At 68.8% G+C, this 23,147-nt stretch carries 19 protein-coding genes and 6 tRNA genes; 12 read left to right on the top strand and 13 right to left on the bottom strand.

The window, feature by feature from the left end; translation table 11 throughout:
- Positions 1 to 5: 5 nt before the first annotated feature.
- From ABE957_RS02395 to hemA, 7 genes are all read right to left on the bottom strand, one after another.
- Positions 6 to 1,133, bottom strand: coding sequence for an ABC transporter ATP-binding protein (locus tag ABE957_RS02395; protein WP_349757077.1), 1,128 nt, complete (start codon positions 1,131 to 1,133; stop codon positions 6 to 8).
- A 30-nt stretch (positions 1,134 to 1,163) separates the two neighbouring features.
- The gene (locus tag ABE957_RS02390) at positions 1,164 to 2,456 is read right to left on the bottom strand and encodes an NAD(P)/FAD-dependent oxidoreductase (RefSeq protein WP_349757076.1); all 1,293 of its coding nucleotides are present in this window, start codon (positions 2,454 to 2,456) and stop codon (positions 1,164 to 1,166) included.
- Between the two features lie 459 nt (positions 2,457 to 2,915).
- Positions 2,916 to 3,665 (bottom strand): HesA/MoeB/ThiF family protein, encoded by a 750-nt coding sequence (locus ABE957_RS02385; protein WP_349757075.1) that lies wholly within the window; start codon positions 3,663 to 3,665, stop codon positions 2,916 to 2,918.
- 8 nt (positions 3,666 to 3,673) lie between these two features.
- Positions 3,674 to 4,174, bottom strand: a complete 501-nt coding sequence (locus ABE957_RS02380; protein WP_089845959.1) for an Lrp/AsnC ligand binding domain-containing protein — start codon at positions 4,172 to 4,174, stop codon at positions 3,674 to 3,676.
- Positions 4,175 to 4,324: 150 nt separating this feature from the next.
- On the bottom strand, positions 4,325 to 5,191 hold the full coding sequence (prmC, locus tag ABE957_RS02375) for a peptide chain release factor N(5)-glutamine methyltransferase (protein ID WP_349757074.1): 867 nt from the start codon (positions 5,189 to 5,191) through the stop codon (positions 4,325 to 4,327).
- On the bottom strand, positions 5,188 to 6,282 hold the full coding sequence (prfA, locus tag ABE957_RS02370; protein ID WP_349757073.1) for a peptide chain release factor 1: 1,095 nt from the start codon (positions 6,280 to 6,282) through the stop codon (positions 5,188 to 5,190). Before prfA ends, prmC begins: the two co-directional genes overlap by 4 nt.
- Before the next feature lie 9 nt (positions 6,283 to 6,291).
- Entirely contained in the window at positions 6,292 to 7,560 is a 1,269-nt protein-coding gene (gene hemA / locus ABE957_RS02365) for a glutamyl-tRNA reductase (RefSeq protein WP_349757072.1), read from the bottom strand.
- A gap of 202 nt (positions 7,561 to 7,762) precedes the next feature.
- On the opposite strand from hemA, the gene ABE957_RS02360 reads away from it, so the two are divergent.
- The 9 genes from ABE957_RS02360 to ABE957_RS02320 all read left to right on the top strand — a co-directional run bounded on the left by ABE957_RS02360 (position 7,763) and on the right by ABE957_RS02320 (position 15,180).
- Positions 7,763 to 9,568 carry a tetratricopeptide repeat protein gene (locus ABE957_RS02360; protein WP_349757071.1) on the top strand — a complete coding sequence of 602 codons (1,806 nt, stop codon included), beginning with the start codon at positions 7,763 to 7,765 and terminating at the stop codon, positions 9,566 to 9,568.
- A gap of 90 nt (positions 9,569 to 9,658) precedes the next feature.
- Positions 9,659 to 10,270, top strand: coding sequence for a lipoprotein insertase outer membrane protein LolB (gene lolB, locus ABE957_RS02355; RefSeq protein WP_349757070.1), 612 nt, complete (start codon positions 9,659 to 9,661; stop codon positions 10,268 to 10,270).
- A gap of 73 nt (positions 10,271 to 10,343) precedes the next feature.
- Positions 10,344 to 11,180, top strand: coding sequence for a 4-(cytidine 5'-diphospho)-2-C-methyl-D-erythritol kinase (gene ispE / locus ABE957_RS02350; RefSeq protein ID WP_349757069.1), 837 nt, complete (start codon positions 10,344 to 10,346; stop codon positions 11,178 to 11,180).
- Positions 11,181 to 11,236: 56 nt separating this feature from the next.
- A tRNA-Gln gene (locus ABE957_RS02345) sits at positions 11,237 to 11,311 on the top strand.
- Between the two features lie 62 nt (positions 11,312 to 11,373).
- Positions 11,374 to 12,315 (top strand): ribose-phosphate pyrophosphokinase, encoded by a 942-nt coding sequence (locus tag ABE957_RS02340; RefSeq protein ID WP_432765384.1) that lies wholly within the window; start codon positions 11,374 to 11,376, stop codon positions 12,313 to 12,315.
- Between the two features lie 138 nt (positions 12,316 to 12,453).
- A complete protein-coding gene (locus ABE957_RS02335; RefSeq protein WP_349757068.1) occupies positions 12,454 to 13,110 on the top strand; it encodes a 50S ribosomal protein L25/general stress protein Ctc in 657 nt (218 codons plus the stop codon).
- Between the two features lie 114 nt (positions 13,111 to 13,224).
- Positions 13,225 to 13,809: an aminoacyl-tRNA hydrolase gene (gene pth / locus ABE957_RS02330; protein ID WP_349757067.1), complete on the top strand. Its 585-nt coding sequence runs from the start codon at positions 13,225 to 13,227 to the stop codon at positions 13,807 to 13,809.
- A 116-nt stretch (positions 13,810 to 13,925) separates the two neighbouring features.
- A complete protein-coding gene (gene ychF / locus ABE957_RS02325) occupies positions 13,926 to 15,017 on the top strand; it encodes a redox-regulated ATPase YchF (protein ID WP_349757066.1) in 1,092 nt (363 codons plus the stop codon).
- Positions 15,018 to 15,103: 86 nt separating this feature from the next.
- Positions 15,104 to 15,180 (top strand) — tRNA-Met (locus tag ABE957_RS02320).
- Between the two features lie 110 nt (positions 15,181 to 15,290).
- Here the strand turns inward: ABE957_RS02320 and ABE957_RS02315 are convergent.
- Positions 15,291 to 16,589 carry a M18 family aminopeptidase gene (locus ABE957_RS02315; protein WP_349757065.1) on the bottom strand — a complete coding sequence of 433 codons (1,299 nt, stop codon included), beginning with the start codon at positions 16,587 to 16,589 and terminating at the stop codon, positions 15,291 to 15,293.
- A gap of 143 nt (positions 16,590 to 16,732) precedes the next feature.
- On the opposite strand from ABE957_RS02315, the gene ABE957_RS02310 reads away from it, so the two are divergent.
- Positions 16,733 to 18,799, top strand: coding sequence for a carboxy terminal-processing peptidase (locus ABE957_RS02310; RefSeq protein WP_349757064.1), 2,067 nt, complete (start codon positions 16,733 to 16,735; stop codon positions 18,797 to 18,799).
- A 300-nt stretch (positions 18,800 to 19,099) separates the two neighbouring features.
- On the opposite strand, the gene ABE957_RS02305 is transcribed toward ABE957_RS02310, so the two are convergent.
- The 5 genes from ABE957_RS02305 to ABE957_RS02285 form a co-directional block, all read right to left on the bottom strand.
- A tRNA-Asn gene (locus ABE957_RS02305) sits at positions 19,100 to 19,175 on the bottom strand.
- A gap of 47 nt (positions 19,176 to 19,222) precedes the next feature.
- Positions 19,223 to 19,298, bottom strand: a tRNA-Asn gene (locus tag ABE957_RS02300).
- 58 nt (positions 19,299 to 19,356) lie between these two features.
- Positions 19,357 to 19,432: transfer RNA gene (locus tag ABE957_RS02295), tRNA-Asn, on the bottom strand.
- A 155-nt stretch (positions 19,433 to 19,587) separates the two neighbouring features.
- Positions 19,588 to 19,664 (bottom strand) — tRNA-Met (locus ABE957_RS02290).
- Between the two features lie 84 nt (positions 19,665 to 19,748).
- Positions 19,749 to 20,714, bottom strand: a complete 966-nt coding sequence (locus ABE957_RS02285; protein WP_349757063.1) for a choline ABC transporter substrate-binding protein — start codon at positions 20,712 to 20,714, stop codon at positions 19,749 to 19,751.
- A gap of 179 nt (positions 20,715 to 20,893) precedes the next feature.
- On the opposite strand from ABE957_RS02285, the gene betI reads away from it, so the two are divergent.
- Positions 20,894 to 21,499 carry a transcriptional regulator BetI gene (betI, locus tag ABE957_RS02280; protein ID WP_349757062.1) on the top strand — a complete coding sequence of 202 codons (606 nt, stop codon included), beginning with the start codon at positions 20,894 to 20,896 and terminating at the stop codon, positions 21,497 to 21,499.
- 12 nt (positions 21,500 to 21,511) lie between these two features.
- Complete coding sequence (betB, locus tag ABE957_RS02275; protein WP_349757061.1) at positions 21,512 to 22,981, top strand: betaine-aldehyde dehydrogenase; 1,470 nt, start codon at positions 21,512 to 21,514, stop codon at positions 22,979 to 22,981.
- Positions 22,982 to 23,147: the final 166 nt, after the last annotated feature.

Raw genomic sequence — 23,147 nt, 5'->3', positions numbered from 1 at the left:
TCTCCTCATTCACTCAGGGTGACCAGGTCGTCCGGCGCCACCGTGACGGTGACCCGGTCGCCCACCTCGGGCAGATGCCGCCCGCGATTGTTGAGGGTCGCCTGCAGGGTGGTGTCGCCGACCTCCAGGCGATACTCGGCATGGCTGCCGCGGTAGAGCCGCTCGACGACCACGGCCGGCAGGTGGTTGTCGCCTTCCACCTCTCCGGGCAGCAGGTCCAGGGTCTCGGGACGGATCAGCAGCAGCTCGCCCTCCCCCGCCTCGGCAGTGGAAAGCTCGCCCAGCGCCGTGGTGAGCCGGCTGCCCTGCCGGCCGGTGACCGGGTAGAGGTTGTCATGGCCCATGAAGCGCGCCACGAAGGCGTTGGCCGGATGCTCGTAGACCTCGCGGGGCGGCCCGACCTGCTGGATCACGCCGCCGTTGAGCACGGCGATGCGATCCGACATCACCATCGCCTCCTGCTGGTCGTGGGTGACGAAGACGAAGGTCATGCCGAGGCGCTTCTGGACTCGCAGCAGCTCGACCTGGAGCTGGCTCCTGAGCCCCGCGTCGAGCGCCGACAGCGGCTCGTCGAGCAGCAGCACGTCGGGCTCGCAGACCAGGGCGCGGGCCAGGGCGATGCGTTGGCGCTGGCCGCCGGAGAGCTGGTCCACCCGCCGGTCGACGAGATCACCCAGCTTGATGAAGTCGGCGATCTCGTCGACCTTGGCGTGGCGCGCCGCAGCGGCCATGCCGCGCATCTTCAGGCCGAAGGCCAGGTTCTCGCGCACCGAGAGGTGCGGGAAGAGCGCGTAGGACTGGAAGACGGTATTGACGCTGCGCCGGTGGGGCGGCACCTCGGTGATGTCCTTGCCGCCGATGGCCAGGCGGCCGTCGTCGGCCTCCTCGAGGCCGGCGAGGATGCGCAGCAGGGTGGTCTTGCCGCAGCCCGAGGGGCCGAGCAGCGTGAAGAACTCGCCGGCCTCGATGGTCAGGTCGACGCCGTCCAGCGCCACGGTGGCGCGCCCGAAGCGCTTGTGCAGGCCCTGCATCTCGATGGCCGACGCCTGGCGTGACGCCTCGCCCTCTACCGCCGCCCCGGCCGGGCGGGAAGGGGAGGCGGCGATGGCGTCCGCCGTGATGGTCTCGTTCATGGGGTGCCCTCTCGGTTCTCGATGGCCCGGTTACAGCCGGTCCCGCAGTTGATAGTAGTGGGTGGCCAGCACCAGCAGCGGCTTGCGCAGCAGGCGGCCACCGGGAAAGCGGCGATGGGGCATGGCCGCGAAGGTGTCGAAGCGCTCGCCCTGCCCGGCGATGGCCTCGGCCAGCAGCTGGCCGGCGAGCCCCGCCAGCGCCATGCCGTGACCGGAATAGCCCTGGGCGTAGTAGACGTTGCGGCCCAGCCGGCCGAAGTCCGGCGCCCGGTCCAGAGTGATCGCCACGTCACCGCCCCAGCGATACTCGATGGGCACGCCCTCGAGCACCGGGAAGATGCGCGCGATCTTGTCGTCCATGCGGGTCGTGAGGTTGCGCGGCTCCCGGCCGTCGTAGCTGACCTCGCCACCGAAGATCAGGCGGCGATCGGCGGAGAGCCGGTAGTAGTCGAGCACGAAGTTGGCGTCCGACAGGGCGTCGTTCTTCGGCAGCACCTGGGCCACCTGGGCCTCGGTGAGCGGCGCGGTGGCGATCATGTAGTTGGCGGCGCGCATGATGCGCCCGGAGAGCTCGGGCACCAGGCCCGCCTGATAGGCATTGGTGCCGAGCACCACGGTATCGGCGATCACCCGCCCCTGGGCGGTGACGACGCTGGCGGGCTCGCCGTGGCGAATCTCGACGGCGGCGCTGTGCTCGTGGATGGCCACGCCGGCACGGCGCGCCGCTCGGGCCAGGCCCAGGGTGTAGTTGAGCGGGTGGAGATGGCCGCCCTCAGCGTCGAAGAGGGCCGCCGGATAGGCATCGCTCACCACGTGCTCGCGCAGGGCATCGCCCTCGAGCAGGGTCAGGGCCGAGTAGTCGTAGTCGCGGACCATGCGTTCGCGAAACGCCTCGAGCTCGCGCACGTGGCGCGGCTTCACCGCGGCGTGCAGGTAGCCCCAGGAAAGCTCGCAGGGGATGTCGTGACGCTCGATCAGCGCGGCCGTCAGGCGCACCGCCTCGCGGCTCATCTCCCAGATCTCCCGGGCACGCTCGCGGCCCAGCGCCTTCTCCACGGTGTCGATGTCGGTGCCCAGGCCCGGCAGGATCTGGCCGCCGCTGCGCCCCGAGGCGCCGTGGCCGATCTCCCCGGCCTCGAGCAGCACCACCGAGTAGCCGCGTTCGGCCAGATGCAGGGCCGCCGAACAGCCGGTGATGCCACCGCCGATCACGCAGACATCCGCGCGTTGCTCGCCCTGAAGCGGGGGGCAGTCGCCGAGCTCGACGGCGATGGACGCGCGATACCAGGACGCCGGATGCTCCGGCCGGGGCGGGATCGTCATACGAGAACCTGTCTGTTGTGCGCAGTGCGCTGATTATTGTTGGTCGAAGCGATCGTTGAAGGGCTCGCTCCGTCAGGCTCAGTGTGGCACCAGCACCACAATGGCTGTCAAGTATTTAACACCTTTAAAAATGACAAATCAAACGCTGCGCCTTCTCGAATATTCATCAATACACGCCAATATACTGTTTAAAAAGGAAAAATAATGCGACTTCGGGACGACAGCGTTCGGCGAATCGATCGAAACGGTGGACGATAATCGTCAAGTAATCACCATCACGCACCCTAATCTTCGGCACAGTAAAGCGCCGCGCCGGGGCGACACCCTGCCCCGGCTGTCGACCCGGGCGGTGACATGGGCTCGGGCAGACAGGAAAGAGCAAGCAGGCAAGCAAGGACGGGGGCAATGAGCGGCATCGATGACCGGCACCGATGGCCGGCATCGACGAGCAGGTGTCGGTCAGGTCGCAGCGCAGACCGGGCAGGCGGGGTCGCGCGGCACCCCGAAGTGGCGCCACTGGCCGGTGAGGCCGTCGAAGGTGGAGAGGCCGCGATGGGGCGTGCCGGCGCCGCTGACGAGCTTGATCGCCTCCAACGCCTGGAAGCTGCCGATCAGCCCCACCAGCGGCGCGATCACGCCGTTCTCGGCGCAGCGCAGCTCCTCGTCGCCCTCCTCCCCCGGGGGGTAGAGGCAGGCATAGCAGGGGGCGTCCGGGTCGCGCGGGTCGAAGACGGCGAGCTGGCCGGAGAAGCGGATCGCCGCCCCGGAGACCAGCGGCACGCCGGCCGCCCGGCAGGCGGCGTTGATGGCGTAGCGGCTGGAAAAGCGGTCGGTGCAGTCGAGCACCACGTCCACCTCGGCGGCCAGTCGGGCCAGGGCCTCGCCGTCCAGGTAGTCGTCGATCGCCTGGATCACGCAGCCGGGATTGAGGGCGAGCGCCGCCTCGCGGGCCGACTCGGCCTTGTTGCGCCCGATGTCCGCGGTGGCGTGGGCGATCTGGCGCTGCAGGTTGGAGAGCTCCACCGCGTCGGCGTCGGCCAGGGTCAGCCGACCCAGCCCCGCGGCCGCCAGGTAGAGGGCCACCGGCGACCCCAGCCCGCCGGCGCCGATCACCAGAGCGTGACCGGCCAGCAGGCGCTCCTGGCCGTCGATATCGACCTGTTCGAGCATGATCTGCCGGCTGTAGCGCAGCAGGGACTGATCATCCATGGCGGAGGTCACTTTTCCTCGAACTCCTCGATGTCGGGCACATGGAGACTGAAGCTCTCCTTGACCTCCTCCATCACCACGTAGCTCTTGGACTCCTTCACCCCGGGCAGGGTCAGGACCACGTCGCCGAGCAGCTGGCGATAGGCGGACATCTCCGGAATCCGGCACTTGAGGATGTAATCGAACTGCCCCGAGACCAGGTGGCACTCCTGGATCTGCGGCAGCTTGGCCACGGCGCGGCGAAACTCGTCGAACACCGCCGGGGACTGGGTCTCCAGGCTGATCTCGACGAACACCAGCAGGTTCGCCTTGAGCGCCCGAGGATCGAGCAGCGCCTTGTAGCCGCGGATGATGCCGGCACGCTCGAGGCGCTTGACGCGCTCAAGGCAGGGCGTGGTGGAGAGTCCGACCTGGGAGGCCAGGTCGACGTAGGAGATGCGGGCGTTGTCCTGCAGGCAGCGCAGGATCTTGAGGTCGATGCGGTCAAGCGAGCGGGTCTTGGCTTTCATTGTCGTTGGCATGCCGGTCTGGATGGGTCTTTCACGCCGTCGCGACAGTACGATCACCTGTAAAACACCCCTCCTCGGGGGCCTCGGTGGGCTTCACGCATGCAAAGGCGACGAGACGTGGCGTTTTTTTCTGCTGAAACATGTACCACATCACGGCCGTTCGGCTCCAGTCCCGTCGTCAACTCGTCGCCCCTGGCTGACCCGCGGATGACCGCCCAGATCGACGCGGCTCGCGACCTCGACGTAGCCCGCGGCCTCGAGCACCGCGCGCACCGCCTCGGCCTGATCATGGCCGTGCTCGAGCAGCAGCCAGCCGCCGGGGAGCAGGTGCCGGCCGGCCTCGTACACCAGGTGGCGCAGGTCGGAAAGGCCCCCGTCGGCTGCCACCAGGGCGCTGTGCGGCTCGAAACGCACGTCGCCCTGGGCCAGGTGCGGGTCGTCCACGGCGATGTAGGGCGGGTTGGAGACGACCAGATCGAAGCGTTCGCCGTCGATCAGGGCAGCGAACCAGTCGCTCTCGCGAAAGGCGGCGTTGGCGATGCCGAGCCGCGCGGCGTTGTGCCGGGCCAGGTCCACGGCCTCGGGGCGGATATCGACCCCGAGCGCCGACCAGCCGGGCCGCTCGCTGGCGAACGCCAGGGCGATGGCCCCGGTACCGGTACCCAGATCCAGCAGCCGCCCTTCCGGGCGCACGGCACGGGCCAGGGCCGCCTCCACCAGGCACTCGGTGTCCGGCCGGGGGATCAGCGTATGCGGCGAGGTGGCAAGCGCCAGGCCCCAGAACTCCCGCTCGCCGGTCAGGTAGGCCACCGGCTGGCCCTGGGCGCGGGCCGCCACCAGCGCCTCGAAGCGCGCCCGCTCGACGGTCGGCGCCTGGCGATCGCCCCAGGTAAAGAGCCAGGTGCGATCCACCCCCAGCGCGTGGCAAAGCAGCACCTCGGCGTCGAGGCGCGCGCTCGGCGAACCGGCGGCCGCGAGCCTGGCGACGGCCCGGGCCAGCAGGTGATCGAGGATCATCCGGCGTCCTGCTGCAGGGCCGCCAGCTGCTCGGCCTGGTACTCGTGGATCAGCGGCTCGACCACGTCGTCGAGCCGCTCGCCGCTGACCACTTCGTTGAGCTTATAGAGCGTCAGGTTGATGCGGTGATCGGTGATCCGCCCCTGGGGAAAGTTGTAGGTGCGGATGCGCTCGCTGCGATCGCCGGAGCCGACCAGGGAGCGCCGGGCGTCGGCCTGCTGCTGGCGCTGGCTGGCCACGGCCGACTGCTTGAGCCGGGCGGCGAGCAGCGACATCGCCTTGGCGCGGTTCTTGTGCTGGCTGCGCTCCTCCTGACACTCGACCACCACGCCGCTGGGCAGGTGGGTGATGCGGATGGCGGAGTCGGTGGTGTTGACGTGCTGGCCGCCGGCGCCGCTGGAGCGGAAGGTATCCACCCGCAGATCGCCCGAGTCGATGTCGATGTCGCCGACCTCGTCGGCCTCGGGCATCACGGCGACGGTGCAGGCCGAGGTGTGAATGCGGCCCTGGGACTCGGTGGCCGGCACGCGCTGCACCCGGTGGGCGCCGGACTCGAACTTGAGGCGCGCATAGACGCCCTCGCCCTTGACCCGCGAGATGATCTCCTTGTAGCCGCCCATGTCACCGTGGCTGGCGCTGACCACCTCGACCTTCCAGCCGTGCTGCTCGGCGTAGCGGGAGTACATGCGGAAGAGATCGCCGGCGAACAGCGCCGCCTCGTCGCCGCCGGTGCCGGCGCGGATCTCGAGGAAGACGTTGCGGCGGTCGTCGGGGTCCTTGGGCACCAGCAGCTGCTTGAGCCGCACCTCGAGGGCCTCGAGCCGCTCGCGACCCTCGTCGCGCTCGAGCTCGGCCAGCTCGCGCATCTCGGCGTCGGCATCGCCCAGCAGCGTCTCGGCGGAAGCGATGTCGGCCTCCACGGCGAGGTACTCGCCCCAGGCCTCGACCAGGGGCTCGAGCTCGGCATATTCCCGCGAGTAGTCGCGAAAGCGGGTCTGGTCGCTGATCACCTCGGGCTCGGCCAGCAGGGCAGCAAGCTCCTCGAAGCGCTCGATGAAGGCATCGAGGCGCTGGCGCAGGGTGGCTTTCATCGGCGCATCCTATCGGGAGTGGTCAGTGGATTCATCCAGCAACAGGGTGGTGGCGGCCTGGAGCAGGTCGTGCTGCTCCTGGGAGGCCGCGTCGCGCATCGCCACGGTCGGGCGGTGCAGCAGGCGGTTGGTGAGCTGGTGGGCCAGCCGGCGGATCACCGCCTCGGGGTCCTCGCCGCGGGCCAGGCGCGCCAGCGCCTGCTGCTCGGAGAGCTCACGCAGGGTCTGGCCGTGAGCACGCACGTCGCGAATCAGCTCACCGCCGCTGCGGATGCGTCGCTCATGCTGCCAGTTGCCCACGCCGTGCTCGATCAGCGACTCGGCCTGGTCGGCGGCCACCTGGCGATGGCGGCGATTCTCCTCGATGACCTCCTGAAGGTCATCGACGGTATAGAGGAAGACGTCGGCGAGCTCCCCCACCTCGGGCTCGATGTCCCGGGGCACGGCAATGTCGACCATGAAGACGGGACGGTGACGCCGCTTCTTGAGGGCCCGCTCGACCATGCCCTTGCCGAGGATCGGCAGCGGCGCGGCGGTGGAGGAGATCACGATGTCGGCCTCGACCAGGGCGTCGGGGATCGCATCGAGGGTGATCGCCTGGCCGCCCAGCGGCCCGGAGACCACCTCGGCCCGCTCGCGAGTGCGGTTGGCGACGGTGAGCTGGCGCACGCCGGCCTCGTGGAGATGGCGCGCCACCAGCTCGATGGTCTCGCCGGCGCCGATCAGTAGCGCCCGGGAGCGGGTAAAGTCGCCGAAGATACGGCTGGCCAGGTTCACGGCCGCATAGGCCACCGACACCGGATTGCGGCCGATGCCGGTCTCGGTGCGCACCTGCTTGGCCACGGCGAAGGTATTCTGGAACAGGCACTCGAGCTCACCGCCCAGGCTGCGCGCCTGGCGGGCCGACTGGTAGGCGTCCTTGAGCTGACCCAGGATCTGCGGTTCGCCGAGCACCATGGAGTCCAGGCCGACGGCCACCCGCATCAGGTGGCGCGCCGCCTCGTTCTCGCGATAATGATAGGCGCAGCGGGTGAGATCCTCGACCTCGAGACCGTGGAAACGCCCCAGCCACTCGAGAATCTCGCCTTCGCCGCCGGAACCGGTGGCGCAGTAGAGCTCGGTGCGGTTGCAGGTGGACAGCACTGCCGCCTCGTGCACCTCCGGCAGGGCACGCAGCTCGGCCAGCGCCGACTCCAGCTGGGTGGGCGAGAAGGCGACCTGCTCGCGCACCTCGATGCTGGCGGTCCGGTGGTTGATTCCCAGGGCAAGAAGCGTCATGCGTTCGGCATCTTCGCGAGTCGTGGTTCCGGCAAGGGCGACATGGTGATATCCGGCGGCGCGGACCGCCCATCCTCGAAGCGCCGCATTCTAACACAGGCCTGCCGCCGGAGGCGCCCCGACATGCCATGACGGGGATCACGCTTTGCCCGGGCGGGTCGAGCCGTTATGCTGGCGGCTCGGCCTCCAGCACGAGACGCGCATGCCCCGCGGAACGCTCCTCCGACTCTCTCGCCAGGCGCCCCTGGCCCCCCTGACGCTGGCCTTCCTGCTCGCCGGCTGCCAGGGGCTGCCGGGGGCCTCGTCGGCCGCCGAACCCATGCGCGACCCGCTGACCGGGGCGCCCCCGGTCACTCGCGGCCTGGACGCCGAGGGCCTCGCCGGCCTGCTGCAGGCCGAGATGGCCGGCCAGCGCAGCGACTACACCCGTGCCGCCCGGGGCTTCCTCGAGGCCGCCGAGCGCTACGATTCCGTCGCCCTCGCCGAGCGCGCCACCCTGGCCGCGCGCTTCAGCGAGGATCCCGCGCTGCTCGAGGAGGCGGCGCAGCGCTGGCAGGGCCTGGCCCCCGGCAGCGCCGCCCCCTCGCGGCTGCTGGCGAGCCTCGCCATCCAGCGCGGCGACTGGTCCGCCGCCCTGGCGCACCGCCTCGACGTGATTGAACAAGCCGCGATCGAGCAAGGCACCGACGAGCAGGAGGCGAGCAACGCGCTGCTCGGGCTCGTCGAGGGCGCGCTGGACGCCGGCGCCGACCCGGCCCCGCTGCTCGACCGCCTGCGGGCCCACCTGGCGCGCCCCGCGGCCGCGAGCCGCGTCGACGCCGAGCTCGCCACCGCCCTGCTGGAGGCCGCCGCGGCTCAGCCGGCGGCGGCCGAGCGTCGCCTGACGCGACTCGCCCGACAGGCCCCCGAGCGGCCGGAGCTGTGGCTCCTGCGCGCACGCCTCGCGCTCCAGGCCGACGCCCCCGCGGCGGCGCGCGAGCACGCCCGCCGAGGCCTTCAGGTGTCGCCCGGCGATCCCCGCCTGATGCTGCTGCTTGCCCGGGCCGAGCTTGCGCTGGGCAGCGTCGAGGCCGCCGAGGACGCCATCGAGGCGCTGCTCGCCGAGCACGGCGACGATCCCTCGCTGCGCCTGGGCCTGGCCCGCCTGTTTCTGGAGCGCGAACACCTGGCGCCGGCGCGCCGCCTGCTGCTGCCGCTGGTCGGCGACGACGAGGCCCCGCCGATGGCCTTCCTGCTGCTCGGCGCCATCGCCGAGGAGCGCGGCGAGATCGGCAACGCCCTCCTCTATTACCGCCAGGTTCCGGAGGGCGAGCAGTTCCTGCCGGCGCGGGTGAGCGCGGCCACGATGCTGATGGCGGCCGATCGGCGCCTCGATGCACGAAGCTTCCTGCGCCTGGAGCGTCTGCGCCACGAGGCCTACGAAAGCGAACTGGCCTCCGTGGAGGTCGAGCTGCTGGACGAGGCGGGCCTCGCCGAGCAGGCCGAGGCCCTGCTCGACAGCGAGCTCGCGCGACGCCCGGACGACGAGCGGCTGCGCTACCAGCGCGCCATGCGCGCCTTCGCCGACGGCGATCTCGCCGCCATGGAAGCCGACCTGCGCCACCTCATCGAGCACGACCCGGACAACGCCACCGCCCTCAACGCGCTGGGCTATACCCTCGCCGATGCCGATATCGAGGGTCGCCTGGACGAGGCGCGCGCACTGATCGAACGCGCCTATGAACTCGCGCCGGACAACCCGGCGATCCTCGATAGCCTCGGCTGGGTGCACTATCGCCAGGGCGAGCCCGCCCGCGCCCTGCCCTGGCTCCGACGCGCCTGGGCGGCGATGCCCGACCAGGAGATCGCCGCCCACCTGATCGAGGTGCTCTGGGCACTCGGCGAGAAGGCCCAGGCCCGCGCCCTGCTCGAGGAGGCGCGAGAGCGCTTCGAGGCGCGCCCGCTGATCGATGACCTGCTGCGGCGCCGGCCCGAACTCGACGCTGCCGGCGCGACGACCTCCCCCTGACGGACGGAACCTTCCATCACAGAACCTTCCATCACGGCTCTTTCCATCACGGAAGGTTCCATGACGGAACTCTTTATAACGGAACTCCCCATGACGCACCTCACGCGACTGCTGATTCCCCTGCTCGCCCTCGCCCTGCTGGCCGGCTGTGCGAGCCGCCCCACGCCGCCAGAGGGCGAACGCGCCGCCGGACAGTGGACGGCACAGCAAGCGCGCCTCAAGGAGCTCGACACCTGGTTGCTGGCCGGCAAGGTCGGCCTGCGCACCCCGGAGGACTCCACCAGCGCCAACCTGGACTGGAGCCAGCACCCCCACTACTACCGCCTGTTGATCAGCGGCCCCTTCGGCAGCGGCCGCAGCACCCTGGAGGGGCGCGAGGGGCGCTTCTCGCTGACCACCGCCGAGGGGCGCTTCGAGGCCGAAACCCCTGAGGCGCTGATGACCCAGCAGCTGGGCTGGTCGCTGCCGGTCAGCGCGCTCTCCGACTGGGTGCGCGGCCTCCCCTCCCCGCGGAGCGCCCATCGGCTGGAGCGCGACGAGCTGGGTTTCCCCCAGCAACTCGAGCAGGACGGCTGGGAGATCGCCTACCGCGACTGGACCCGCGTCGACGGCCTGTGGCTGCCGCGGAGGATGGTGATGACCTACGCCACGCTGCGGGCGACCCTGGTGGTCACCGACTGGCGCCCCACCCTCGATGAGTGACGCCATGCCCCCAAGCGCCCCCCTCACTGCGACACGTTCTGCGCCTTGCTCTCCACCCCGGGCCGAGCCGCTGGTGCTGCCCGCCCCGGCCAAGCTGAATCGCCTGCTGCACATCACCGGCCGCCGGCCGGACGGCTATCACGAGCTGCAGACGCTGTTCCAGTTCCTCGACGCCGGCGATACCCTCACCCTGCGCCGCCGCACGGATGGCGAGCTGCGCCTCTCGCCGAGCCTCGACGGCGTCGCGCCCGCGGACAACCTGATTCTGCGCGCCGCGCGCCTGCTGCTGGCCGAGACCGGGCGGCGCCTGGGCGCCGACATCCACCTCGACAAGCGCCTGCCCATGGGCGGGGGGCTTGGCGGCGGCAGCTCGGATGCTGCCACCGCCCTGCTCGGCCTCGATGCCCTCTGGGGGCTCGGCCTGGAACTGACCGAGCTCGCCCGTCTGGGCCTCAGCCTCGGCGCCGACGTCCCGGTGTTCGTGCACGGCCACGCCGCCTGGGCTGAAGGCATCGGCGAACGCCTGACGCCGGTGGCCCTCGACACCCCCTGGTTTCTGGTCATCCATCCCGGCGTGACGGTCTCCACCCCGGCGGTGTTCGGGGCGCCTGAATTGACACGCCATACCCCCCCGATTACCATGGCGCGCGCACTGCAGGGGGGAGCGGGGAGCTGGCGGAACGACTGTCAGGACACCGTCCGGAGACACTATCCCGAAGTGGCGCGTGCGCTCGACTGGCTGGCCCTCCGGGCACCGGCCATGCTGACCGGCACCGGCGCCTGCGTCTTTGCCCGTCTCGAGAGCGAGTCACAGGCAAACCGTCTCCTGGCCGAGGTTCCCGACGGCTGGCACGCCATCAAGGCGCGCGGGCTGAACCGCTCACCTCTACATGTTGCGCTGGGTCGATGACCCTCGCCGCCTGCAAGCGTCGAGAGCATTCCGACAGCCCGGTACGGCGCTGATCCTGGGGCATAGCCAAGCGGTAAGGCAGCGGTTTTTGGTATCGCCATGCGCAGGTTCGAATCCTGCTGCCCCAGCCATCCCGACCGGACCCCCGTCGACCCCAACCCCTGAAGACCCAACACAGCAAAGGTGGCTGCGCGTGTCAAAATTGATGGTTTTCGCCGGGAATGCCAATCCCGACCTCGCCCGTAAAGTCGCCGAGAGCCTGGATACCCGCCAGGGCAACGCCACGGTCGGCCAGTTCAGCGACGGCGAAGTCGCGGTCGAGATCAACGAGAACGTGCGCGGCAAGGATGTCTTCGTCCTGCAGCCCACCTGTGCACCGACCAACGACAACCTGATGGAACTGATCCTGATGGTGGACGCGCTGCGCCGCGCCTCCGCCACCCGGATCACCGCCGTGGTCCCCTACTTCGGCTATGCCCGTCAGGACCGCCGCGTGCGCTCCGCCCGCGTGCCGATCTCCGCCAAGATCGTCGCCGACATGATGGTCAAGGCCGGCGTCGACCGGGTCATGACCATGGACCTGCACGCCGACCAGATCCAGGGCTTCTTCGACGTGCCGGTGGACAACGTCTACGGCTCGCCGATCCTGCTCGACGACATCGAGCGCCAGAACTACGACGATCTCGTCGTCGTCTCGCCCGACGTCGGCGGCGTGGTCCGCGCCCGCGCCATCGCCAAGCAGCTCAACGCCGACCTGGCGATCATCGACAAGCGCCGCCCCTCGGCCAACCAGGCCCAGGTGATGCACATCATCGGCGAGATCGAGAACCGCACCTGCGTGGTGGTGGACGACATGATCGATACCGCCGGCACCCTGTGCAAGGCCGGCGAGGCCCTCAAGGAGCGCGGAGCCCGTCGCGTGGTAGCCTACGCCACCCACCCGATCCTGTCCGGCCCCGCCGTCGACAACATCTCGGGCTCGGTGCTCGACGAGGTGGTGGTGACCGACACCATCCCGCTCGGCGAGGCCGCGCGTCGCAGCGGCAACATCCGCCAGCTCAGCGTGGCCGGGCTGATCGCTGAGGCGATCCGCCGGGTCAGCAACGAAGAATCCGTCAGCGCCATGTTCCACTGAGGCCGAATCGCCGGGCAGCGCTCGGCGGACGGCACGGCGGGACGAGGCGTCGGAGCAGCGCCCTACGGGGCTCCCGGAAACGCCGCGGTCTGGTCGCGGGCCACGGCGTCTTCCTTACCTTCAGAAAGAGGCAATTTCATGTCCGATTACACACTCAATGCCAGCGTTCGAAACGACCTGGGGAAAGGTGCGAGCCGCCGCCTGCGTCGTGCGAACGCCCAGGTGCCGGCCATCATCTATGGTGGTGAGCAGGCGCCGCAGCCGATCTCCGTCGACAAGACCAGCTTCTACAAGGCGCTGGAAGACGAGGCGTTCTTCTCCTCCATCATCAACCTGCAGGTGGACGGCAAGGCCCAGCAGGTCGTGGTGCGTGACCTGCAGCGTCACCCCTTCAAGCCGCTGGTGACTCACGCCGACTTCCTGCGCGTCGACGCCACCCACGAGCTGACCCTGAACGTGCCGCTGCACGTGACCGGTGAAGACGCCTGTGTGGCCATCAAGGACCACGACGGCGAGCTGCACCAGCTGGCCTCCGAGGTCGAGATCAGCTGCCTGCCGAAGGACCTGCCGGAGTACCTGGAAGTCGACATCAGCGCCGTCGAGATGGGTACCACCCTGCACCTGTCCGACCTCAGCGTGCCGGCCGGCGTGACCCTGGTCGCCCTGACCCACGGTGAGGATCATGACAACGCCATCCTGAGCGTCACCAAGGCCAAGGTCCGTGGTAGCGAAGAGGAAGAGGGCGAAGAAGAAGCCGGTGGCGAAGAAGCCGCGGGCGAGGGCGACGCCGAGTAATCGGTCTTGCCCGGCGGGCATGTCGGAGCCTCGACATGCCCGCCTCGTCGTCAGGAATCAAGCGCCTCGGCGCTTGATTTTTTTTGCCATCACGCCGCACGCGAGGAGACCGGCATGAGCCAGTTGAAAGCGATCATCGGTCTGGGCAACCCCGGCGCCGACTACGAGGCCACCCGCCACAACGCCGGCGCCTGGCTGGTGCACGCCGTGGCGAGGGCGGCGGGCGGGGAGCTGCGCCCCGAGCGCAAGTTCCTGGGCCGGCATGCGCGGGTCCGGCTCGACGGCCGGGAGCTGCATCTGCTCGAGCCCACCACCTTCATGAACCGCAGCGGCGGGTCCGTGGCGGCACTCTGCCAGTTCTTCAAGCTCGCCCCCGACGAGCTGCTGGTGGCCCATGACGAACTGGACATGCCGCCGGGCACGGCTCGCTACAAGACCGGCGGCGGCCACGGCGGTCACAACGGCCTGCGCGACATCATCCGCGCCCTGGGCAACGACAAGTCGTTTCACCGCCTGCGCATCGGCATCGGCCACCCCGGCGAGGCTCGCCAGGTGACCCACTACGTGCTGGGTCGCCCCGGCAAGGCGGAGCGTGGCGCCATCGACGCCGCCATCGACGAGTGCCTGGCCACCCTCCCCCAGGCCGTCGATGGCGACTGGGCGAAGGCCATGAACCGGCTGCACAGCTTCAAGGGGTGAGCGCCCCCGGCGGCGCCAGCATCGCCGATCCCGCCAAGGCGCTGTCGGCACGACGTGCTTTTCGCGTAGAATGCCGGCCATTCTCCATTCCCGAACTCGCTTTCCAGGAAGATCCCATGGGTTTCAACTGCGGTATCGTCGGCCTGCCCAACGTCGGCAAGTCCACCCTCTTCAATGCCCTGACCAAGTCGGGCATCGACGCCGAAAACTTCCCCTTCTGCACCATCGAGCCCAACGTCGGCATCGTGCCGATGCCGGACCCGCGCCTCGACAAGCTGGCCGAGATCGTCAAGCCCCAGAAGGTGCTGCCTACCACCATGGAGTTCGTCGACATCGCAGGCCTGGTGGCGGGTGCCTCCAAGGGCGAGGGGCTCGGCAACAAGTTCCTGGCCAACATCCGTGAGACGGAGGCCATCGCCCACGTGGTGCGCTGCTTCGATAACGACAACGTCATCCACGTGGCCAACCAGGTCGATCCCGAGGCGGACATCGAGATCATCAACATGGAGCTGGCACTGGCCGATCTGGACACCGTCGAGCGCGCTATCCAGCGCCTGGTCCGCGTGGCCAAGGGCGGCGACAAGGAGGCCATCGCCACCAAGGCGATCCTCGAGCGCATCCAGCCCCACCTGGCCGAAGGCCAGCCGCTGAGAAGCTTCGGCCTCGATGACGACGATAAGCAGCAGCTCAAGGGCTTCGGCTTCCTGACGCTCAAGCCCACCATGTACATCGCCAACGTCAACGACGACGGCTTCGAGGACAACCCCTACCTCGACACGGTGCGCAGGATCGCCGCCGCCGAGGATGCCGTCGTGGTGCCGGTCTGCAACCAGATCGAGGCCGAGATTGCCGAGCTCGAGGACGAGGAGCGCGCCATGTTCCTCGACGAGCTGGGCATGGAAGAGCCCGGCCTCGACCGGGTGATTCGCGCCGGCTACGCGCTGCTGGGCCTGCAGACCTACTTCACCGCCGGCGTGAAGGAGGTCCGCGCCTGGACGGTGAAGGTCGGCGCCACCGCCCCCGAGGCCGCCGGGGTGATCCACACCGACTTCCAGAAGGGCTTCATCCGCGCCGAGGTCATCGCCTATGACGACTTCGTCAGCCTGGGCGGCGAGCAGGGCGCCAAGGATGCCGGCAAGTGGCGCCTGGAGGGCAAGGAGTACATCGTCAAGGATGGCGACGTCATCCACTTCCGCTTCAACGTCTGAGCCGCCGGGGCGCCCCGAAGGCGCTCATGGCGCCGCTGGGGCTTGACGGGGGCACGGCAGATGCGTAGACTTCGCCCCCGTTGTTCGGCTACGTAGCTCAGCTGGTTAGAGCACATCACTCATAATGATGGGGTCCCCTGTTCGAATCAGGGCGTAGCCACCAGATACTAAAAAGCCCGCCTGGTTCGCCAGGCGGGCTTTTTGCGTTGTATGGCGTCAGGCGCTGTGACAGCGGCGAGATGACCCCCGGCGTCCCGCCGGGGATCAAGACGCTCAGGGCAGCTCGGCGCGATTGACGAAGGCGGTCAGCGCCCGCACTAGGTAGTCCACGTCCCGGGCGCCCGCGGTCTCGCGGATCGAGTGCATGGCCCACTGGGGCGCCCCCACGTCCAGGGTCGGCACCCCGAGCCCGGTGGCGGTGATCGGGCCGATGGTGCTTCCGCACCCCATGTCGGCCCGGGTCACGAAGGTCTGCACCGGCACGTCGGCCTCGCGACACAGGTCCCGGAACAGCGCCGCGGTCGCGCTGTTGGTGGCATAGCGCTGGCTGGCGTTGACCTTGATCACCGGCCCGCCGTTGAGCGCCGGGCCGTGGGCGGCGTCGTGCTTGTCCTGGAAGTTGGGATGCAGGGCGTGGGCGTTGTCGCAGGAGATCAGCCGCGAGGCCTGGATCAGGCGGATGAAGCCCTCCTCCCCCGCCTCGCCGAGCTGGGCGTTCACCCGCCGCAGCACGTCGCCGAGGAAGGGCCCCTGGGCGCCGCAGGCGCTGGCGCTGCCGACCTCCTCGTGGTCGTTGGCCACCAGCACCGCCCCCTGGCGGCCGTCGCTCTCGAGCAGCGCCTCCAGGCCGGCGAAGCAGGAGAGCAGGTTGTCGAGCCTGGCGCTCGCGACCAGCTCGCCCTCGATGCCGACCCGCGCCGGCGCCTGCATGTCGCGAAACGCCAGCTCGAAATCGAGCACCTCGACCTCGGTCAGGCCGTGCTGCTCCTCGAGCCACTGCGCAAGCAGCCGTTCGAGATCGGGTCGGCCGCCATCCTGCAGCAACACCGGAGCCATCTCGGTCTGGGCATTGATGGCCCGCCCGTTATTCGCCTCGCGATCCAGATGGATGGCCAGGCTCGGGATGATCGCCACCGCCCGCTCGACGTCGAGCAGCACGCCCTCGATGCGGCCATCGCCGTGGCGCACGTGCACCCGCCCGGCCAGCCCCAGGTCGCGATCGAACCAGGGCGCCAAGAGCGCCCCGCCGTAGACCTCGACGCCCAGCTGCAGCCAGCCCGCCGCACACTGGGCGGCGTTGGGCTTGAGGCGCAGGCCGGGGCTGTCGGTATGGGCACCGATCAGGCGCAGGGCCGCGAGCGGCTCGCGGGGCAGCTGCAGGGCGATGATCGAGGAGTCGTTGCGGGTCACGTAGACCCGCTCGCCGGGCGAGAGCTGCCAGGAAGCGGTCTCATCGAGGCGTATGAAACCGGCGGCCTCGAGACGCGCGGCCATGTTGGCCGTGGCATGCCAGGGCGTGGGGGATCGATGCAGGAAGTCGAGCAGACGCTCGAGGCGGGCATCCTCGGACATGGAATTCCTCTATCGCGGGACGTTTCGGGGGTCTTGACGACACGGCCAAGCTGATACAATGGCAAGTCTGTCCATGCAACTCGACGGCCGGGTCGGGGTCTGGATGAAGAGTGAGTGTACACGAATCGGGGAGTGCTTCATCGATGAGCCTGTTAGTCACCCTTGGGCGAGCGGCGGTGCTGGGTCTGCTGCTGGCCACACCGCCGGCCCTGGCCAGTCTCGAGCCGAACGATGATCAGCGTCAGGCGGCCGCGGAAGTGGCCGAGTCGCTGCGCTACGGCCACTACGCCGACGTGAGCCTCGACGACACCTGGTCGCGGCGGGCCTTCCAGCGCCTGCTGGACATCCTCGATGGCCAGCGCGCCTACCTGCTGGACCGCGACGTGGCCGCCTTCAGCGACCTGCGAACCGGCATGGACGAGGCACTGCTCGACGCCGAACTGGCCCGCCCCTTCGCCCTCTACCAGCGCTATCACGAACGCGCCGAGCAGCGCCTCGAGTGGATGCTGGCGCGGCTCGACGAGGGCATCGACTTCGCCTTCGACAGCAACCAGCGCCTGGAGCTGGAGCGCGAGGACAGCCCCTGGGCCGCCAGCGAGGCGGCACTTGATGAGCTGTGGATGAAGCGCCTCAACAACGCCGCCCTGAGCCTGACCATCAGCGACCAGGATGCCGACCAGGTGACCGACACCCTGCGCCAGCGTTACGAGGGGCAACTCTCGCGGCTGCGCCAGACCAACGCGGCCGACGTCTTCGGGCTCTTCATGGCCGCGGTGACCGGCAGCGTCGACCCGCACAGCGAGTACCTCTCGCCGCGACAGGGCGAATCCTTCGACATCCAGATGCGACTCTCGCTGGAGGGCATCGGCGCCCTGCTGCAGGCCGACGGCGAGTTCGTCAAGGTCTCGAGCCTGGTGGCCGGCGGCCCGGCCGAGCGCGACGGCGCCCTGCACCCCGCCGACCGCATCGTCGGCGTGGGTCAGGAGGACGGCGAGATCGTCAACGTGGTGGGCATGCGGCTCGACGACGTGGTCGACCTGATCCGCGGCCCCAAGGGTTCGGTGGTCCGCCTGGACGTGGTGCCCGCCCAGGCCGTCGACATGACCCGCTCCACGGTGATCGACATCACCCGCGACACCGTGGACCTCGAGGACCAGGCCGCCCAGGGCGAAGTGATCGAGGTCGAGCGCGAGGACGGCACGCATCGTCTCGGTGTGATCGAGGTGCCGACCTTCTACGTCGACTTCGATGCCTGGCAGGCCGGTGAGGAGGACTTCCGCAGCACTACCCGCGACGTCGCCCGCGAGGTCGAGCGCCTCCAGGCCGAGGGCGTCGAGGGCATCGTGCTCGACCTGCGCAACAACGGCGGCGGCGCCCTGCAGGAGGCCAACTCGCTAATCGGACTGTTCATCGATCGCGGCCCCACCGTCCAGGTCCGTGACGCCCGCGGGCGCATCAGCCTCTATGGCGACACCGAGAGCGGCGCCCTCTACGACGGCCCCCTGGCCGTGCTGGTCAATCGCCTCTCGGCCTCAGCCTCGGAGATCTTCGCCGGCGCCATTCAGGACTATGGCCGCGGCCTGGTGGTCGGCAACGACACCTTCGGCAAGGGCACGGTGCAGACCCTCAACGAGCTCAGCCACGGCGAGATCAAGCTGACCCGCGCCAAGTTCTACCGCATCTCCGGCGAGAGCACCCAGCACCGCGGCGTGGAGCCGGACATCGCCTTCCCGAGCCTGATCGACCCCGAGCTGATCGGCGAGAGCAGCCTCGACAACGCCCTGCCCTGGGACACCGTGCGCGAGGTGCAGTACCGCACCTACGGCGAACCCCGCCGCTACCTGGAGACGCTGCGCGCCCGCCACCTCGAGCGCGCCGAAGAGCAGCCGAACTTCCACTACCTCGAGCGGCGCTCCGAGCTCGCCCGCCAGCTTCGCGCGCAGCACACCAGCGTCAGCCTCAACCGAGAACAGCGCAAGCGCGAGGTCGAGGCGCAGGAAGCGGAGCAGCTGGCGCTGGAGAACGAGCGCCGCCGGGCCCTGGGCCTGGAGCCGCTGGAGGACTGGACCGACACCCGCGACGAGGACGAGACCGCTGACGCTGACGCCGAGGATGAGCCGATCGACCGCGCCCAGATCCTCGAGACCGCCCAGATCCTGCTGGACTATCGCCAGCTGGAAGACGGCTGGCACTATGCGGAACTCAATTGACGCGCTGAACTCAATCGCCCGCCCATGACGACGACGCCGGACCCCAGGGTCCGGCGTCTTGCTGTCCGCCCGGGCTTGAGTGGCAGCCCAGCGCTCACGTCGCGGCGACGCTACGGCGTGGCGAGAACCTTGCCGATGCCAGACTGCATCGAAGACGGTACGCGGCCTGGAGTGCGGCAACGCGAGACATCGCGGCACACATGGACGCGACCGGCTGGCGAAAACAGCGCTGAGGGGAAACGACGGACGGGAAAGGAGAAACGACTAGCTAGAAAGACGACAAACAGCACCGAGAAGGATTGGCTCCCCGAACAGGACTCGAACCTGTGACCCAATGATTAACAGTCATTTGCTCTACCAACTGAGCTATCGGGGAACGATGCTGGATATTGCGAGGTAATGCGACAGGCAGCTAGGAGCGGTTGGCTCCCCGAACAGGACTCGAACCTGTGACCCAATGATTAACAGTCATTTGCTCTACCAACTGAGCTATCGGGGAATGACCGCATGCCGCAAAGTGTTCGTCGCTGCATACGCGGTGGCATGCTGAGCGAAGCTGGCTCCCCGAACAGGACTCGAACCTGTGACCCAATGATTAACAGTCATTTGCTCTACCAACTGAGCTATCGGGGAATGACCTCGAACACGGGGCGTAGTATACGGATCGGGCTCGCAAGGTCAAGCCGCGATGGGCAATTTGGTACCCGCAAGGCCCGGCGGAACTCAACGAAAAGACCCAACGAAAAACGCCCGACGGGCCGGAGCCTGACGGGCGTTTTTGCGTGTTCTGGTGGCTACGCCCTGATTCGAACAGGGGACCCCATCATTATGAGTGATGTGCTCTAACCAGCTGAGCTACGTAGCCTTATCAACAGGTTGCCCGACCAGGGCCGGGCAACGGGGATGAATTATGCACGCGAGCTCGCGCCATGGCAAGCCCGCGAGGCACTCAGCTCTCGATATCGAGCGCGTCCTTCACCACCGCCAGTCCCGGCTCGCCCTCGCGGGTCGTGACGCCTTCGAGCCAGGTCTCGAGCACCGCGGGATTGGCCTGCAGGTAGGCGCGGGCCGCCTCGCGGGGATCCTCGCCCTGATCCGAGATCTGCCCCATCAGCTGGTTCTCCATGGTGAGGGTGAACTCGAGGTTCTCGAGCAGCGTCCCGACGTTGCCACACTCCTCGGCGTAGCCGCCGCGGGTGTTGGTATAGACGGTCGCCCCGCCCAGGTTGGGGCCGAAGTAGTCATCGGCCCCCGACAGGTAGGCCATGTCATAGTTGGTGTTCATGGGGTGCGGCTCCCAGCCGAGGAACACCATCCACGTCTCCTCGGGCGTCCTGGCGGTCAGTTCGGCCAGCATGCCGGCCTCGCTGGAGTCGACCAGCGACCAGTCGCCGAGGCCGAAGGCATCGTCGTCGATCATTTGCTGGATCAGCTGGTTACCGTCGTTGCCGGCCTCGATGCCATGGATATTGCTGTCGAACTTCTCGGCATGCTCGGCGAGATCGGCCACCGAGGTGACGCCGGCATCGTGCACGTACTGCGGCACCGCCAGGGTGTACTTGGCGCCCTCGAGGTTGGCCCCCAGTCGATCGACGCTGCCATCCTCGACGTAGGGATCGCTGATCGAGGCCATGGAGGGCATCCAGTTGCCCAGGAAGACGTCGAAGTCGTCGTTCTTCATGCCGGAATAGGCGATCGGCACCGAGACGGTATCGATGCGGGTCTCGTAGCCCAGCGCCTCGAGCACCTCGGTGGTCAGGGCGGTGGTGGCCGTGATGTCGGTCCAGCCGACCTCGGCGAAGCGCACCTTCTCGCAGCTCTCGGGCTCGGCGGCCTGCAGCGGCGCGACGGCGAATCCGAGAGCGGCGGCGCCGACACCAAGGGCCGTGCGACGATTCAGGAGAGTCATGTTCATGGGAGCGTTCCTCTTGTTGGACATCAAGTATAGCCGCGGCGGCAGCGCCGCCGACCGACAAAGGGGATCCGACCAGACCTTTATTGATTGAACGTTCAATAAAGAAATGGCATGCTACATGGTAACCACGCCTCGTACGTTGGGTGCAACATCAATTCTCGGGACAGGAGCCAGCAACGGTGCCAAAGGTCGGAATGGAACCCATCCGCCGCCAGCAGCTGATCAAGGCGACCATGGCGGCCATCGATGAAGTCGGCCTGGCCGACGCGACGGTGATGCGCATCGCCCGCCATGCGGGAGTCTCCGCCGGCATCATCAGTCACTACTTCGGCGGCAAGGACGGCCTGCTGGAGGGCACCATGCGACAGATCCTGAGCGACCTGGGCGCGGCGGTGGCCGCACGGCGCAACGCGCTCAAGACCACGAGCCCGCGGGCGCACATCGGCGCCATCATCGATGGCAACTTCGATAGCAGCCAGGTCACCGGCCCGGTCGCCAAGACCTGGCTGGCCTTCTGGGCCAGCAGCATGCATCGACCGACGCTGGCGCGCCTTCAGAACGTCAACGACCGGCGCCTCTACGCCAATCTCTGTCACCAGTTCCGCCGGCTGATGCCCCGTCACGAGGCGCGCGCCTGCGCCAGGGCCCTGGCCGCCCTGATTGACGGCCTGTGGCTGCGCGGCGCGCTGACGCCCGAGGGCCTGGACAGCGACGAAGCGCGTCGTCTGGCCCACGATTACCTGGACCGTCTGCTCGATACCCACGACACCCTTTCCGCTACCTGAACGGAGGTCAGCATGGCATCTTCCGCCCCCCAGACCCTCTACATCGACGGCCGTCACACGGCCGCCACCTCGGGCGAGACCTTCCCCGTGGTCAACCCCTTCGACGGCTCGCTGCTCGCCGAGGTGCCCCAGGCCGCCGCGGCCGACGTGGACGCCGCCGTGGCCGCGGCTCGCCGTGGCCAGCAGGCCTGGGGCGCGATGAGCGGCATGGAGCGTGGCCGCATCCTCTATCGCGCCGTCGCGCTGCTGCGCGAGCGCAATGACGAGATCGCCGAGCTCGAGACCCGCAACACCGGCAAGCCGATCAGCGAGACCGCGGCGGTGGATGTCGTCACCGGCGCCGACGTGCTCGAGTACTACGCCGGCCTGGCCCCGGCGCTGGAGGGCGCCCAGATCCCGCTACGCGAGGATTCCTTCGTCTACACCCGGCGCGAGCCGCTGGGCGTGATCGGCGCCATCGGCGCCTGGAACTACCCGATCCAGATCGCCTGCTGGAAGAGCGCCCCGGCGCTGGCCGCCGGCAACGCCGTGGTCTTCAAGCCCAGCGAAGTCACCCCGCTGACCACCATGATCCTGGCCGAGATCTTCAGCGAGGCCGGCCTGCCCGACGGCGTCTTCAACGTGGTCCAAGGCGATGCCCGAGTCGGGGAGATGCTCACCGGCCACCGCGGTATCGACAAGATCTCGTTCACCGGCGAGGCGGGCACCGGCCGCAAGGTGATGGCCGCGGCCGGCGGCTCGACCCTCAAGGACGTGACCATGGAGCTCGGCGGCAAGTCGCCGCTGATCGTTTTCGCCGATGCCGACCTGGACCGCGCCGCCGATGCCGCGATGATGGCCAACTTCTACTCCAGCGGGCAGATCTGCACCAACGGCACCCGGGTCTTCGTCGATCGCGCCGTCAAGGCGGCCTTCGAGGAGAAGCTGGTCGAGCGGGTGGCGCGCATCCGCGCCGGCGATCCCATGGACCCGAACGTCAACTTCGGCCCGCTGGTGAGCTTCGAGCACCAGGAGAAGGTGCTCGCCTACATCACGCTGGGCCAGCAGGAAGGCGCCCGGGTGCTGGCCGGCGGTGAGGCCTGGTCCCAGGGTGACTATGCCAACGGCGCCTGGGCCGCCCCGACCATCTTCACCGACTGCACCGACGAGATGCGCATCGTGCGCGAGGAGATCTTCGGCCCGGTGATGTCCGTGCTGGCCTTCGACGACGAGGAGGAGGTGATCCGCCGCGCCAACGACACCGAATACGGCCTGGCCGCAGGCATCTTCACCGAGGGGCTCAATTGTGCCCACCGCGTGATCCGGCGCCTGGAGGCCGGCATCTGCTGGATTAACACCTGGGGCGAGTCCCCGGCCGAGATGCCCGTGGGCGGCTACAAGCAGTCCGGCGTGGGCCGCGAGAACGGCATCGAGACCCTGGCCCACTACACCCAGACCAAGTCGGTGCAGGTCGAGATGGGGCCCTTCGAATCGGTGTTCTGAGGCCGAGCTGAGGCCCTGGGAAGCAAGGCGCTTCTCCGGGGACCGCCCTGCGAGGAGGCGCTGTGAACCCATCCATGGGCGCTACCGACGCCATCCCTGGCGTCGGACCTCCTCTCCGAGCGATCCCCGGGGCGCCTCCCGACCGGCACCGGAGACGTCCCCTCCG

It is taken from the genome of Halomonas pelophila (genome assembly GCF_040196315.1).
Classification (GTDB): Bacteria; Pseudomonadota; Gammaproteobacteria; order Pseudomonadales; family Halomonadaceae; genus Halomonas; species Halomonas pelophila.
This window is presented reverse-complemented; position numbering and strand designations above follow the sequence as displayed.